Annotated in this window: 11 protein-coding genes; 8 read left to right on the forward strand and 3 right to left on the reverse strand. The window is 35.5% G+C overall.

Annotated features, from left to right (window positions below; all coding sequences use genetic code 11):
• Position 1: 1 nt before the first annotated feature.
• Positions 2–310: a type IV secretion system protein VirB3 gene (locus tag ACFIJL_RS06860; protein WP_212112790.1), complete on the reverse strand. Its 309-nt coding sequence runs from the start codon at positions 308–310 to the stop codon at positions 2–4.
• A complete protein-coding gene (locus tag ACFIJL_RS06865) occupies positions 311–637 on the reverse strand; it encodes a TrbC/VirB2 family protein (protein ID WP_375623741.1) in 327 nt (108 codons plus the stop codon).
• A 398-nt stretch (positions 638–1035) separates the two neighbouring features.
• Between ACFIJL_RS06865 and ACFIJL_RS06870 the strand changes: the two genes are divergently transcribed.
• The 3 genes from ACFIJL_RS06870 (at position 1036) to ACFIJL_RS06880 (ending at position 5716) form a co-directional block, all read left to right on the forward strand.
• On the forward strand, positions 1036–1761 hold the full coding sequence (locus ACFIJL_RS06870; RefSeq protein ID WP_375623743.1) for a hypothetical protein: 726 nt from the start codon (positions 1036–1038) through the stop codon (positions 1759–1761).
• Positions 1762–3869: 2108 nt separating this feature from the next.
• Positions 3870–4715, forward strand: a complete 846-nt coding sequence (locus ACFIJL_RS06875) for a TIGR01459 family HAD-type hydrolase (RefSeq protein WP_375623745.1) — start codon at positions 3870–3872, stop codon at positions 4713–4715.
• The gene (locus tag ACFIJL_RS06880; RefSeq protein ID WP_375623747.1) at positions 4715–5716 is read left to right on the forward strand and encodes a bifunctional riboflavin kinase/FAD synthetase; all 1002 of its coding nucleotides are present in this window, start codon (positions 4715–4717) and stop codon (positions 5714–5716) included. Before ACFIJL_RS06875 ends, ACFIJL_RS06880 begins: the two co-directional genes overlap by 1 nt.
• A 2121-nt stretch (positions 5717–7837) precedes the next feature.
• On the opposite strand, the gene ACFIJL_RS06885 is transcribed toward ACFIJL_RS06880, so the two are convergent.
• Complete coding sequence (locus tag ACFIJL_RS06885; protein WP_375610590.1) at positions 7838–8167, reverse strand: TIGR01244 family sulfur transferase; 330 nt, start codon at positions 8165–8167, stop codon at positions 7838–7840.
• 969 nt (positions 8168–9136) lie between these two features.
• On the opposite strand from ACFIJL_RS06885, the gene parA reads away from it, so the two are divergent.
• The 5 genes from parA to ACFIJL_RS06910 all read left to right on the forward strand — a co-directional run bounded on the left by parA (position 9137) and on the right by ACFIJL_RS06910 (position 11957).
• A complete protein-coding gene (parA, locus tag ACFIJL_RS06890; RefSeq protein WP_273790968.1) occupies positions 9137–9766 on the forward strand; it encodes a ParA family partition ATPase in 630 nt (209 codons plus the stop codon).
• Positions 9763–9993, forward strand: a complete 231-nt coding sequence (locus ACFIJL_RS06895; protein WP_375623750.1) for a plasmid partition protein ParG — start codon at positions 9763–9765, stop codon at positions 9991–9993. Before parA ends, ACFIJL_RS06895 begins: the two co-directional genes overlap by 4 nt.
• A 995-nt stretch (positions 9994–10988) precedes the next feature.
• Positions 10989–11276, forward strand: coding sequence for an EexN family lipoprotein (locus ACFIJL_RS06900; RefSeq protein ID WP_375623752.1), 288 nt, complete (start codon positions 10989–10991; stop codon positions 11274–11276).
• A gap of 189 nt (positions 11277–11465) precedes the next feature.
• Positions 11466–11735, forward strand: a complete 270-nt coding sequence (locus tag ACFIJL_RS06905; protein ID WP_375623754.1) for an EexN family lipoprotein — start codon at positions 11466–11468, stop codon at positions 11733–11735.
• Positions 11736–11738: 3 nt separating this feature from the next.
• A complete protein-coding gene (locus tag ACFIJL_RS06910) occupies positions 11739–11957 on the forward strand; it encodes an EexN family lipoprotein (RefSeq protein WP_375614687.1) in 219 nt (72 codons plus the stop codon).
• Positions 11958–14146 lie beyond the last annotated feature (2189 nt).

Genomic DNA, 14146 nt, shown 5'->3' on the forward strand with positions numbered 1-14146 from the left:
TTCAGCTTAGTTCCTTATAAGTGCGGATAAGGCGTAAAGGGGAGGTCGAACCTCCTCCCCATCGATTGAGGTTTTTTTGTTTTCCTCGGGTATTGAGCCATGCAAATAATACACGAAATTGGTTGTGATCGTACTTTGTCACTTCTCGCAAAATAAAGTGCATCCCAATCCCAAGACCAAACATGGTAAAATCACTGGTCAAAATGAAAAGAATAGATGTCGCCATGACATTGAGCGCCATCGCTTCCATTGTAACACCAGCAAACATGGCCGGGCGCGTACAGGCAAGGAAAAGAGTATCTTCGTTCATTTATGCTGTGCCCGCTAATTTAGTGACGAGAGCAGGGGCACCAAAAACAATAGCAATACCAAGAACACAGTAAGCTGCTTTGCGTAAATCAATAAAGCCGTACATCCAGCCAATCCCCACAGCAGCAACACATATAATTGCAATGAGCCTTGCCGTTGGTCCCGTCATCATTGTGACAATGTTGCCTAAAACACCATCAAGATTTCCCAGACCACCTCCACTAGCAGTAGGAGCAGAAGCAGCATAAGAAGGATCTGATACAAGCACTGCTGTAAAAAGCAGCATGGTCACGATAAAAATGATGTTTTGGAATCTATTATCTGTCATTTTACCTCTCTTTAACAAATAATATTTGTTCATATGTCGACATTCCATTGCCTCTAAGAAACTGGAGAGTGTTGTCATTTGATAACAGTTTAATTCTCCTCGTTTGTTTGTCTTAAAAGCCTTGATAGTGGATCTGTTCACTCTCAAGCTCTTCTTCGTAAAGAGACAGAAGTCTTTTCAAATTGGGATTGTGTTACATGAAAATGGCAATTTTAAGTTGTATATCTTGGTAAAGACAACAATATTGAAACAATGCAAGAAAGAATATTATTCTTTACAAAGTGTAGTTAATATGCAACACAGATATTTGAATTTTTTCTTTAAAAACAAGGGGATTGCTGATAAATAATGTGAAAGGATAGAAAAACAATGAATTTTTTGAGCGAGCGTGTTAAGAAATGCTGTTTAAATTAATTGTTATTATTTACATTATGGGTTCCATAGTGTGGGGATTAAGCCAATATAAAGATAAAATAGATTTCAGCATTCTTAAAACATTTGAGACGCAAGATATCCAAGATATTGTCGATCTTTACCGAGAAGAAAAAAAGTTGGGTAGATCTATCACCAAACAGCAATTAGAAAAAAATGAACCAGCTTTCGATTTGCAGAAGAGTGTTCCATTAAACGATGTTGCACATAATGCTGTTGTTTTTCATGGTAAGGCTTCTGTTACAAGTGGGGTTACATTTAAATTACTGACACCTGCTGCACAATCTTGGCGCTCACATATCTCCCGTGATATTCATCTTTATGGTGTGGATACATGTGCACCCCGTCAAAAAGCAAGATTAAATGATCAAGAATGGCCCTGTGGTGCGGTTACAACGGCTTGGCTTGTCACCAAAACACTTGGGCAGGATTTATCCTGTAAACAGGCTTTGATGCACAATGGTGTTTATTATGCGCAATGTTTTGTTCAAGGGGTTGATTTAGCTGAGGAAGGTCTTAAAGAAGGTATGTTGGTCCTCTCAAAAGAGGGGAAAAATCCTATTCCAGCCCAGTATCATCATGCGGAAGAAAAAGCACGTGGCAACAAGATTGGTCTTTGGTCAAGTGATTTTACTGAACCTTTAAAATGGCGGCGAGATAATGGGTCCTACAACCCCTTTGCTAGTCCATGATTGGTTTTAACGAACATATTTACTTAAATTTTTATAGAGAAAACTTTATCAATAAAATTGTACCAAATCGTAAAGCAAATTTGAATAAACGGTGAGATTATTTTCGTTTTTGAAGTAAACGGATGATACATTTATGTTGAAGAGAGATTTGCTCTTAAAATAGCTTCTCTTATTGATGTGCTTTAAAAAGAGGCGGGAATGTCATTGTTGGTGGCAAAAGAGTTTTTGAGTATTTGTGTTTGAAGGAGAAAGTGAGACGATAAAAAACGCTCAAGAAACGGATTTCTAAAGCGGTGTTGATAAAAGTAAAAAATAAACAGACCTCCAAATGGTGTAACGTTTGATATAACGGATAAAATCTTTCACAATGTCTTAAAAGAATTCATAGAAAAAGTTTTTTCATCAGAATTTTGTTTTTAGGATTGGATCCCGTTTTTTACTTCTTTAAAAGTGATCAATCTGGTGCGTTCCTTGAAAAGCTTTCATAATTATCTGCTTTTAAGTTCAGACTTCCAAATGATGAATGTATTTCAAATAGACTCTACACGAAGAAATCTTCGTAAAAATGATTTGCATTGCTGATTGTTTTCTATATATCACAAAACGTTTCTATTTAGGCCTTCGATGGGGAACAATAATCAACATACAAATAGGTAGAAAGAGCTTATACTTTTTTGTAATGGCTTTGTGGTGCAATGATCGTGACACTTAAGTATTAGCATGCTCATAGACTTTCTATAGGGCTAGGGGCGATGCCTATTGCAATGTCACTATTTGAAATCAGTTGGACAAAAGCATTCGTCGCCTTCTGATTTCATCATTTGTATACAGTTTGGGCTTTTTCCTTCTCATTGTATTTTATGACAAACTCATACGATGGCTATTGTGAGCTCTTCTTTACGTTATTTTACTCAGAGTGTTCACTTTGAAAGCAAGCAAGTGATGGTAAGGCTGTATTCTTATACGATATGAAAATTCAACACCCATTTGGAGGATGATGTTAACAGATAAGGTATTAAAGAGGGGTAAAATGAAAAAAATATTTTATGATGCATGGCTCTATTATGCGTCGTGGGGTGTAAAAAAACTATAGCGTAGAAGATTTTAAAAAAGATGCAAAATTAAGAGAAGAGTAGGGAAAGAAGTACTTTCTTTCAGAACTAGCTGTTAAGGAATCTAAAAACTGTCAATGGCTTAAAAGCAGATACTGAAATGTTTTTTTCGCCAAAGCTTGATTCTACAGACCGTGGTCATGCATTTTAATAAATACATATTCTCAACAATAAAGTACGTTTCAAATTATGACTTCTTTCATTTTTATAGAAGCAATTGCTATCATTTTTTATTCTAGATGATCAACTAAAATTGTATTTCAATGATATTGTTTGTTTCATCTTTGTTAGATTGAGGATTATGATCATGAGAGAACTGGATAGCGTTGTCTCATAGAAACATTTCTCAAGGCTCCAAGCCTATTTCATGGCGGTGTTCGTAAATGGGATAAAAGCTATATTCCTATCTTTACTGAAAAAAAGATGCTCGAATGGCACATACTCTCTGCCAGTTCAAAATATTACGACAGTTTTTGTCTTTGAAAGGGAGCATAAGAGTTTTTTATTCCTTGATTTTCAAGTGTTTTTATTTGTACGCTCCCCACTTATAATGTGCAAGCGAATAGTTTTGATGGATTCAATATAAACAGATTTGAAATGAGAAAATATATTGGGCTTTTTCATGATGCATAAATAATAAATTATTATTATAAATCAAATTATTATATACTTAAGGAAGCGTTTTTTAAGGCGTTTTTTGTTCGTTGTTAAGAATTTGAGTACTTTAGATAAAAAACTCTATCAATGCCGTTGTTGTTAGAATTAAAATTTTTATGAGAAAAATGAGCATTTGGGAATGATAAGCTTTTGATATAAAGCGTTTTAGAATTTTGCATGACTTAACGATAAATTTATTTTATGATTTTTTATGATCTCTATAGACGATAAAAAGTTGGAATATGGTTTGAGAAAGCAGATGACAGAACTATTATCTTCCGATAAGTAATTTTGAAGTAAAAGACAGCTTGATAAATGACAAATAGAGATAGGTGCACCATGAATGAAGTTACCCATATTGAGACTATTATAGCGCATTATGATGCTGTTTTTTGTGATGTGTGGGGTGTTGTGCATAACGGTGTACATGCATTTGAACCAGCGTTGAAGGCGTTGTATAAAATCCGACAAATGGGAAAAACTGTCATTTTATTAACCAATTCCCCTCGGCTACGGGAAGATGTTGCTGCTCAATTACAAAGCATGAATGTTCATAGCGACTATTATGATGCCATTATCACTTCTGGGGATGTAACGCGCGATCTCATTCAGACTGCTCCGCGTAAAGTTTTTTTCATTGGTCCACAGCATGATTTAAGGCTGTTTGAAGGGTTAGAGTGTGAATTTGTTGAAGAATGGGAGGCTTCTGTTGTCGTCTGTAGCGGTTTTCTTGAAGATTTTGATGAAGAACCCTCTGCTTATGAGGAGATGTTTCGTCGCATGCGGTCGCGGAATTTACCTTTTATTTGTGCGAACCCAGATGTGATTGTCCATTATGGAAATAAGGAATTTTGGTGCGCTGGTGCATTGGCGCGTCTTTATCAACAATTAGGGGGGGAGGTACGCATTGCTGGAAAACCTCACGCACCTATTTATGAATGTGCTTTTGAAAAACTTCAAAGAATACGGGGAACAGTAGAAAAAAGTCGAGTTTTAGCTATTGGTGATGGTCTTTTAACGGATATTAAGGGGGCGGCTCATTTTGGTCTTGATGCCCTTTATATTATGGGGGGGATTCATCATTATGATTATACGCAAAATGGTGTGGTTGATAAGCAAGCTTTGCATTCTTTTCTTGAACATCATGGTTATAAACCACAAGCAATCATGTGGGCACTTCAGTAATGACTAATTTTTTGCGTCTTCAGGGGATTCATATGTTTCCCTCGGCTTGGCGGGGAGCAGTGTTGGCACTTGGAAATTTTGATGGTGTTCATTGCGGGCATCAGGTGGTGTTGCAAAAAGCGCTTGATTTCGCGCGGATAAAAAAGAAACCAGCCGTTGTTTTAACCTTTGAACCCCATCCAAGAAGTTTTTTTCAACATTCAGCTCCTGTCTATCGTTTGACAGAAGCAGCTGAAAAAGCTGAAATTTTTAAAACCCTTGGCTTTGACGGCGTGATTGAACAGCCCTTTGATGCACAGTTTGCTGCTCTTTCAGCGGACGAATTTATCGAATCTATTTTAAAACAGGCCTTTGATGTTTCAGTTGTGGTGACAGGGGAAAATTTTCAATTTGGACATCAGAAAAGTGGAAATTCACAGCTTCTTTGCCAAAGAGGAGAACAATATGGGTTTGAGGTTGTGCTCGTTCCTTGCGTTTCTCGTTTTCAAGATTCACAATCTTTGATCATTTCTTCTAGTTTTGTTCGGCAGCTTCTCTCACAAGGAAAAGTGGAAAAAGCAGCCCATTTGTTAGGGTATCACTATCGGGTACGCTCCAATATTATTCAAGGTGAAAAACTTGGACGTCTTTTGGGATTTCCTACCGCTAATCAAATATTGCCTCCACAAGTTCGTTTGGCTCATGGTGTTTATGCGGTACGTTTGCGTCGTGCGAACGGTGTTTTGTATGATGGTGTTGCAAGCTTTGGTTGTCGTCCAACGGTTGTTAAGGATGGTGCGCCCCTTTTGGAAACCTATTTGTTTGATTTCAACGATGACCTTTATGGGGAAAGCTGTACCGTTTCTTTTTTCCAGTTTTTGCGAGGACAAGAAAAATTTGATGGGCTTGAGCCTTTGATTGCACAAATGCATCGTGATGAAAAAAAAGCAAAAGAAATTTTAAAGACAGTACAACCATTATCAAAGTTGGATAAGCTGCTTACTTTTAAAAATATGTCCTAAACTTATCTGAAAAAGAGAGAAGAGCTGTAAAAATAGCACTTAAAGTGATTATAATCACAAACATATATTCCAAAACATCGTGGAATATATGTTTTTTCCGTTGTTGAGAGGGAGAATCGAATATCTGAAGATCTGATTTTAGCATCATTTTTTTCAAAGTTCATTTGAGGGATTTTATTATCATCCCAAAGTTTACGGCATGTTTCTTTCTGATCCGTTAAAACCCATCATAAAAGATGCAGTAAAGAATAAGCAACCAGCCTATTTAGCAATAATAGACGTGAAGAGGGAGAAAGGCTGTTTTTAAAATTTCTTGCGATTTTAAGCTTATAGTTTGATAAAATTTAATTGATGACTTTTTTATTTTAAAAGTTTATTGTTTCTTTTTTCTCATTTGTTTTATTATGTCATTTATGCCGTATCATCGTTTATGATGAGAGTTGGTTCGTGTAACCTTACGCATGTGATATTTTGTATTATGTAATGAATATTTTTACAAAAGTTTTGTTTGTCGAGTCTTGTGAAGAAGATTAGTGGTCAGCAGCAGTTTTCGTGCTAACCAATCACGTAAACGAGAATGAAGCTGCTGGAAAATGCTTTAAGTTTCGTTTCTCTTGTATATTGTGATGGGGAATGCATATTAAGGAGACTGCAATTGATTGTAGATAAAAGAAATCATTGCGAGAAAGCAGGTGTATTGTTTCAAAATTTCTAATGCTTTTGATGGATAAAGGCACAATTTTGTTGTCGTAACACGTCAATCTTTCAGATTTTCAAGTTAAAAACTATCTATATATTTCCTTTGTCTTTCACAAATGTAACGCCTATAATGCAAAGGAAAGACAGTCTTGTAAGGATATGAAAACACAAAGCCAATAATGTTTTGTTGTTTTTTGATAGAAATATTGGATAAAAGTTAGAACATCTTTCCAATCTATGTTCGGTCTATTTATGACTTTATGGTGTTGTTTTTCTCATAAAACTTTTTCTTTAGCGATTCTCAACGCAGCAATATGGCAGTAATATGTTTGAGACAAAGATTAAGGCGCTTTAGTGCTCTCTCTGCTGTTACAGCTTTTGTATGCTAGATGAGGAGAGCCCTATTGCATTATCCATTTGCGTAATCTCTGAAACCGGTTTACAGCCTTATTGGGAAAAAATATGAAGTTATAAAGGGGAAAATCAGTCCAGATGACAGTCTTTTTTAAATTTGGCTTTGCTACTTTCAAAAGGTCCAGAGCAATATCTCTTAAATCATGAAAATAACAGCTGCAGGCTTTTGTTGCTCTTTGAATAGGATATTACGCCCTACAGGTAAAATAAAATACTGGAATATCCTTGTTTTACTAATTTATGCGCTTCTTTTGAAGAAATATCTCTCAACGCTTCCCATATTCATTTTCATGATGACATTCATAAATGGTATCGTGCAAGCTTCGTTGAGCGCTATCATCTTTATGCCTAATAAAAGAGCAATCCGACACCATCAGTTATATTGACAAGCCTTTAGTGTTGTACAGTCTTGGCTATTTGAGAGCGTTTATGAGAGTTTGTTCTTAACTCGTTTTATTTCACACGAATACTTCCTGCTTGTGACATGCAAGAAACACGCTTTTGATTGCTTCAATATAAATAGGCTTGAGAGAATCTTACGGTATTAGGATTTATCATTCAACGTGAAAAATAATTAATTGTTATAAATCAATATGTTGTAGTTAACCATAGATTATGGCTTACGGCTTTTTTTATAAAATACTTTGCATGCCTTTTATTCGGAATATAGGGTTTCCTTAGTGGTTTTACTGTCGTTTTAGGTGTCTGTAGCGTACGAATAAGCTCGTACTGGTAAAGGGAGAGAAAAAGAAGGTGGAGCAGTGATAAAAAGTGAGGTGAAAATAATTTTCTCTGATCATCATATGAATTTTCATGCATTTTTATGGCTTCGGGTGTGCATGTTTGTTGTATATTGAGGAGCAAAGCTTGCTTGTAGAGTTTTATGAAGTGGCAAGCCAAGGGAAAGGCGCAAGACAAAGATTATTGACTGATTATTTTTTTACAAATCGATGTGTATTTAAGAATTTTCGTCTTTTAAGGCGAGGAGGAAGTGTGCGAACTCTCTGTTTAAAGACGCGCTAAACGATAAAGATGCAGCGAGCGTGATCCGTGATGACAATAGGCAAGAAGAGGCAGAGAGGCAGTTTTTAAAATTGTTTGCATGGCTTCAACAGCTGACTTTTCTATAGTTGGAGGAGAAATGGGAATGTGATAGGCTTTTATGCCATATTCATTTGCGACCGTTTTAATGCTAGAAAAGTCAGGTTGATGGAGCTCTTCATGATCGGGGCGGTTACAGATAATTGTTTTAAAACCAGCTTGTGCCAATGTTTTGATATTTTCTATGCTAAGTTGGGCGCTGATAAAAATATCAGGTTCAATTTGTTGTAAATTCATTTTTGTTTATTCCCAATTGCACGATCTTCACGATACCCTCTGGTCTGGTATATAGAAAGAACATAATGAAGGTAAGTTTTTCAATGGCATCTTAACAAAAATATTCTTTTTGTCGAGAAGATCTATTGGTGAAAAATGAGTTGTAAGATGCAAAATATCTCATTCTGCAACATATTTGTTATTCGATCTTATGAAAGGTAACAGCTTGTTTTCCTGCGGATAATTCGTTGTATTGCTTGTTTACGCGCTTGCTAGAGGGATCCTTACTTTTCTTAAGCCCATTTTACTCTGTCGAGCATCAAAGAGTATAGAATTCATCATGTACTCCTATTTTTAGTTCAAGAAAAGGTACAAGCCGACACTATCATACACTTTGCTAGTCCCCAATATTGTAATCGTTCTTGGTACTGGAGATTTTGCATAAGAAGCATTTTTAGACCTTTCTTTTCAGTGTTTTTTGCTCATATGCTCGTTCTGCTTGTGATGAGCAAGCAAGTGATTCATAGAAGAGGAGGGAATGAGAGAATCTTACTGATTTCGGCTCTCTCATTCAACGTGCAAAACAATGAATTCTCCTTATAGTTTGTTGTATATTCTGGGTAGAGACTGTTTGTAAAGGCGTATCAAGTGTACCACATGAAGGGGGACAAGCCCAAGTGGAAGGCGCGATAAGAAGCAGGATCATTTACAGAGCATTGTTTACTGATCGACATGGATTTAAAAATCTTTGTTTTAGGGTGGGGAAGAAGAGCATATCTCGTGTTTAAATTTTTCTTATTCTCAAGAATATTATTTTTATAATATTTTGCTCAATGCTAAAAGTTAAAAAAATATTATAAAGATAAAATTGGGTGGTGTCGTTTTTATCCTAAAAATGGGAGAAGTAGTTGTCTTTCATGTGTTGAATGCTTGCTTCTTTTGTTATTTTCAGTATAATCGTAAAAACGATAATACTGAAAGGCGTAATGGATGATCATTGGACTTTTGAATCAAAAGGGAGGTGTCGGAAAAACGACGTTGAGTGTTAATCTTGCGGCCAGTTTTGCCCGTACCGGTGCACGGGTATTGCTTATTGATGTTGATCCACAGGGAAGCGCATTGGATTGGGCTGCTGCGCGTGAAGATGCACCTTTGTTTTCAGTTATTGGTTTACCGCGTGCAACGGTTCACAAAGAGATTACACAGATTGGTCATGGTTATGATCATATTATTATCGATGGCCCTCCGCGTGTGACGGATCTTGCTCGTAGTGCTCTTATGGCTTCGGATTTGGTGCTTATCCCTGTTTTGCCTAGTCCCTATGATATTTGGGCAGCGGATGGAATTGTAAAGCTGATTGATGAAGCACGCGTTTATAAAGAGAATCTCAAATCTGCTTTTGTTATTAATCGTAAAATCGTCAATACAGCGATAGGGCGCGATGTGAACGAAGCTCTTGGCATATACCCTGTGCATGTTCTTTCTTCTAGTGTTGCGCAGCGCGTGATTTTTGCAGAAGCTGCCGCACAGGGGAAGGCCGTTTATGAAGTTGATAAGCAAGGACCCGCAGCGGCAGAGATTGAAGCGGTTGCAGCGGAAATCAAGGAGTTAGCACGATGAGTAAAAAAATTAAAATTGGCACAAAACCAACCAATAAATCAATTCCTTTAACAGCGGATGCATGGATAGGAAGCCACAAAGGGAGCATGAGTGGAGGTATGAAGCGCCTCACAATTGATATACCAGAAAATTTGCATCGGTTAATTAAGGTAAGTTGTGCAAGTCGTGGAACTAAAATAGCTGATGAGGTACGCGAATTGCTTTCACAAAAATACGGAAAAGTGTAAAAAATGATACGATAATTTCGTTGCTTTGAATGCTTTTTCTAAAGATGATATTGGTTGTTTTTATACGAAGTTAATAATGATAAAAGCGCCCTTCCTTTTTCACGATGGTTGCTTCATTTAAGTTGTTTGTCACAAGGTTCTATATCATCTCATGAAAGAGTTATAAGCTTATGAAAAATTTTCCGCTTCAAACTTTTCTCTATAAATTTGATAATCATCATACTATTTGTGATCTTATATCTCTAGATGAATAGATAAGTTTATTCTTCCATAAAAACTATCTTGATAATGATTTTAAACATCAGGTTTTGTTTATTGTACTTAATACATGCGTCAATAATGTAATTAAGAGTAGCGTTGATTATTTTTTTCTGCTACACAGCAATCCGTTTTATTAAATTATATTCATGTTTATAAAGGGGGGATAAAAATAAGTAAAATTTACTGATATTGGCACGCTATAAGTTATTCCTAATAAACAAAAGAAGTCATTGAGCATATTATAAAAGTATTTCTTATATTTATAGGCTTTTTTAGCATTTCTATTGGCACTTAAAAAGTGCAGGGGGACTTAAAGTTTTCTTTTTTTCCGGTGGTTTAGAAATGATAAGAGCGTAATTAGTGGATTTAAAAGTATATTCTTTCATTTGCAGAGAATTTGCAATGGATATAGGCATGACGAATTTTGGGTAAAATATTCGTGCTGCTTCTCGTTGCCAAGAGATTTTTGAAAAAAATAATTAAAAGCTTTTTGAGAATGTCAAGAGATCAGTATTTTTGCTGAAGTTTTAACACTTCAAATACAAAGAGCAGCCGTGCAGATAATGTTACAAATGCAAGTCTGATAAATGAAAGCGGCTCTCATGATTTGATATGTTTGCGTTGAAAATGTGCGTATTTGCAAAGGAAAATTAGACGCAAGGTCACAATATAGGAGGGGATGTGAACCCAAAGATATTGTTAATAAAATATAAAACAAAGAGAGGGGTTAAATCATGAACAAGATCATTATAACAGCGCTACTGCTTTGCGTGGGACTTGTCGTTTCTGGTTGTGAAAAAACTTATAGCGTAGCAGAGTTTAAGAAAGATAAAAAATTGATGCAAAAATGGGGAAAGAAATGCGATAAAATGGGCCCCTCTGCTTTTGAAACCAAGAATTGTCAAAATGTCATGCAAGCCGATATGGAACTTTTTCAAGAGCATTATAGAAATCTTGCAAAGGAACTTCGTGAAAGTAGCAAAAAGGGGAATGAAACTGAAAAAAAGCAGGACAACAATTAAATCATAAAAAATATATTGATAGCGGTATTTTTCTTTGTACGCGATTTATCATCATAGGTTGGGAAAAATCGCGTACAGAAGTAGATTTTTAAATTTTTGAAAATGCACAATGAACCGAATGTACAATTTTAATCGGGTGCTAAATTGTGTCCTAAACTTTGTAAATTTGAAAAAAGGGGAATTTTATTGATGAATAAAGCCATTATTACAGCATTGCTGGTTTGTACTGGACTTGTCGTTTCTGGTTGTGAAAAAACTTATAGCGTAGCGGAATTTAAGAAGGATCCCAAATTACTCGAGCAATGGGCAATGAAATGCATGATATCAGGGGATTTAGATTCTCAAAATTGTAAAAACGCAGATAAAGCGTATCGTGAAGTTCATGCCCGAGATTGGCCTGGTTCAAGCTTTGTACATGATGACGAGAAAAAAACTGAAGATAAAAAGGAGGGGAATTAAATCATGAATAAAGTTATTATTACAGCATTGCTGGTTTGTACTGGACTTGTTGTTGCTGGGTGTGAAAAAAACTACAGCGTAGCGGAATTTAAGAAAGATAAAACATTACTCGAAGAGTGGGCAAAAAAATGTGAAAAGCTGGATCAATCTTCTATGGAGAAATCTAAAAATTGCCAACATGCCAGACAAGCATATATGGAACTTATGTTCGGCATTAATTAAAAACATACAGTTCAATAAATAAGGAATTGTTTAGTTATTGATTCTATTACGTTTTTTAGGCTCTCTCTAACTTTTAGAGAGTCTTGTTATGGCTGCAAGAATTAGTCGTTTACGATCTGTACTCTTTGTGTAAACGGATGCTATACTGTCATTGTTTGGCCCAAAAGTGCTTCCAATTGTAGATAGTATTGCCTCCCAATGAGTTGTTACGTGTTACTGCTAATTTTTTAATGTTTTGGTTACATGTATTTAAAATATGAGATTAAATCTATCTTTGGGGTGTTTTTTTGCCTTTATCACAAATAAATGTTTCATCACACTAAGATCGTTTTTTAGTGTTGCGGCTAATTTCGGAAAAATTGGGAGGAAACATTTGTTTGGAAATTACTTTTCTCTGTTTTATAAAGAGAAAAGCATTCTGAATGGAATTATTATCGTTTCATACTCAAATGTTTTTCTCAAACTATTTTTAAAAAATTGATTTTGATTTGAGAATATTATAATATTCATTAAGTTGTGAGGCCGTTTTGCTAGGACGGTTTTGCCGGATGTGTGAGGAATTGAGCGCTCTCCACATCTTTTTATTTTTCTCCTCTCTTTTCTGAGTTTGCAAGGTTTTTCCTTGTTATTTTTTTATCTTAATTGTGTCGTGATATTATCATGTTGAGCGGTGGAGCGCATATAAAACTTTACGTATGAGGTGTTTTTTGTTCTCGAGTGTGTGATGAATGTTTTTCTGAATAACACTTTGATTTATAAAAATAATTTAATTATTTTATACTGAATAAGGATCTCGAATAACGTAAGATTCTCTTATTCCAAATCTGTTCTCGGTTGAATTAATTAAAACCATTTTCTTGCATGGTACAAGCGGGGAGAGACGTGTGGATAAAAACTGTTGAAGAAAGACGTAAAAATACCTTTTATGAATTATCTCAAGTGCTCAAGGTTTGTTGGCAACATTTGGGGCTGGAAAAGTGTGTGATGCTGCTGGTTTATTCTCTCATAAGGGTAAAGATGGTGTTCAATAGATTATCATAAGCTTCATGAAATATTATCCTTTAGAATTGTGATATGCCCTGAAGGGGGGAACTTACTCAATAAGGAGATAAATTATTTACAGATCGGATCTGATAGAAAATTTTGTTTTTTAAGGTGGGAGTGAAGTTGAGATTCAAGATAGCGTGAAAAGACGGACACTGATGGTTAAAAATGCATATAAAAAGCAGAGTTTATACTCAAATAGTTGCAAGCGATGTTTGAAATTGGGTGTGTGGTTTATCTGTAGAATTAAAACTTTGCTTTGCTCTTATGTGAAATTAAGATGCCCATTTGTACAGATTATAAAAAGCCAAAAGAGTATGCTTAGTATATTTCTATTACGAGAACTAAAATAACAACAAAAGCATTGATGGTGATAATTAAGGTCGAATAAAGCATAGCGGCTTTTACGAGATCAGCCATAAAAACCTCTTTCTGTTCTTTTTGAGGTGATTTTATGAATAACAATATATTACAATCTGTAATATATGCTGATACAACATATTCGGCAAGCTTAAAGTCGCTCCTTTTTTTATAAAAGTTCGAGGATTTGGAGCGCTGTGAAGTGTAAAAAGAAAAGCCTTAAAGGGACTATTGATTGGCTTCGTAGTTTTTGTGTTGCTGAAAACTTTTTTATCCTGTTATGCTATAAAGCACTGTCATTTATAACGGTAATATAAGACATATAAGTTTTCTTGGAACGTTTAAGTATTTTTTAGTGTACGATGAATATTCGTAGGTTTATTTGTTGAGGTTTTCGTTTAAGTGAATCACATGAGTGGAAGTCAAGAGAAGATCGTTTTGACAAAAATTCGGACTGCGTACAGAGCTGATTGAGTTAAGGTCTTGGTCCTTTAAGGTGAGTGGAGGAAGACAAAAAGGTTTTCTAAACGTTTATCTCATGGAAAGATTGGTTAATGCTGCTCTCATGAGGCATGGGTTGCACAAAAGTAAAGAACGCTCCAAACGAAATATACTTATGTTGTATATTAGTATATTTGTATTGCATATTTATTTACTTGTTTTAAAGAAACATCTCTCAACGCACACGACAGACATTTTACGATGACATTCATAAATGGTATATAAAAAGCAAGTAAAATAAAATAGTTATGTCTAATATGGGGGAATAGGTGAATCTTGATTCT

This window comes from Bartonella sp. TT119HLJHH (genome assembly GCF_042193385.1).
In the GTDB taxonomy this organism is placed as follows: Bacteria; Pseudomonadota; Alphaproteobacteria; order Rhizobiales; family Rhizobiaceae; genus Bartonella.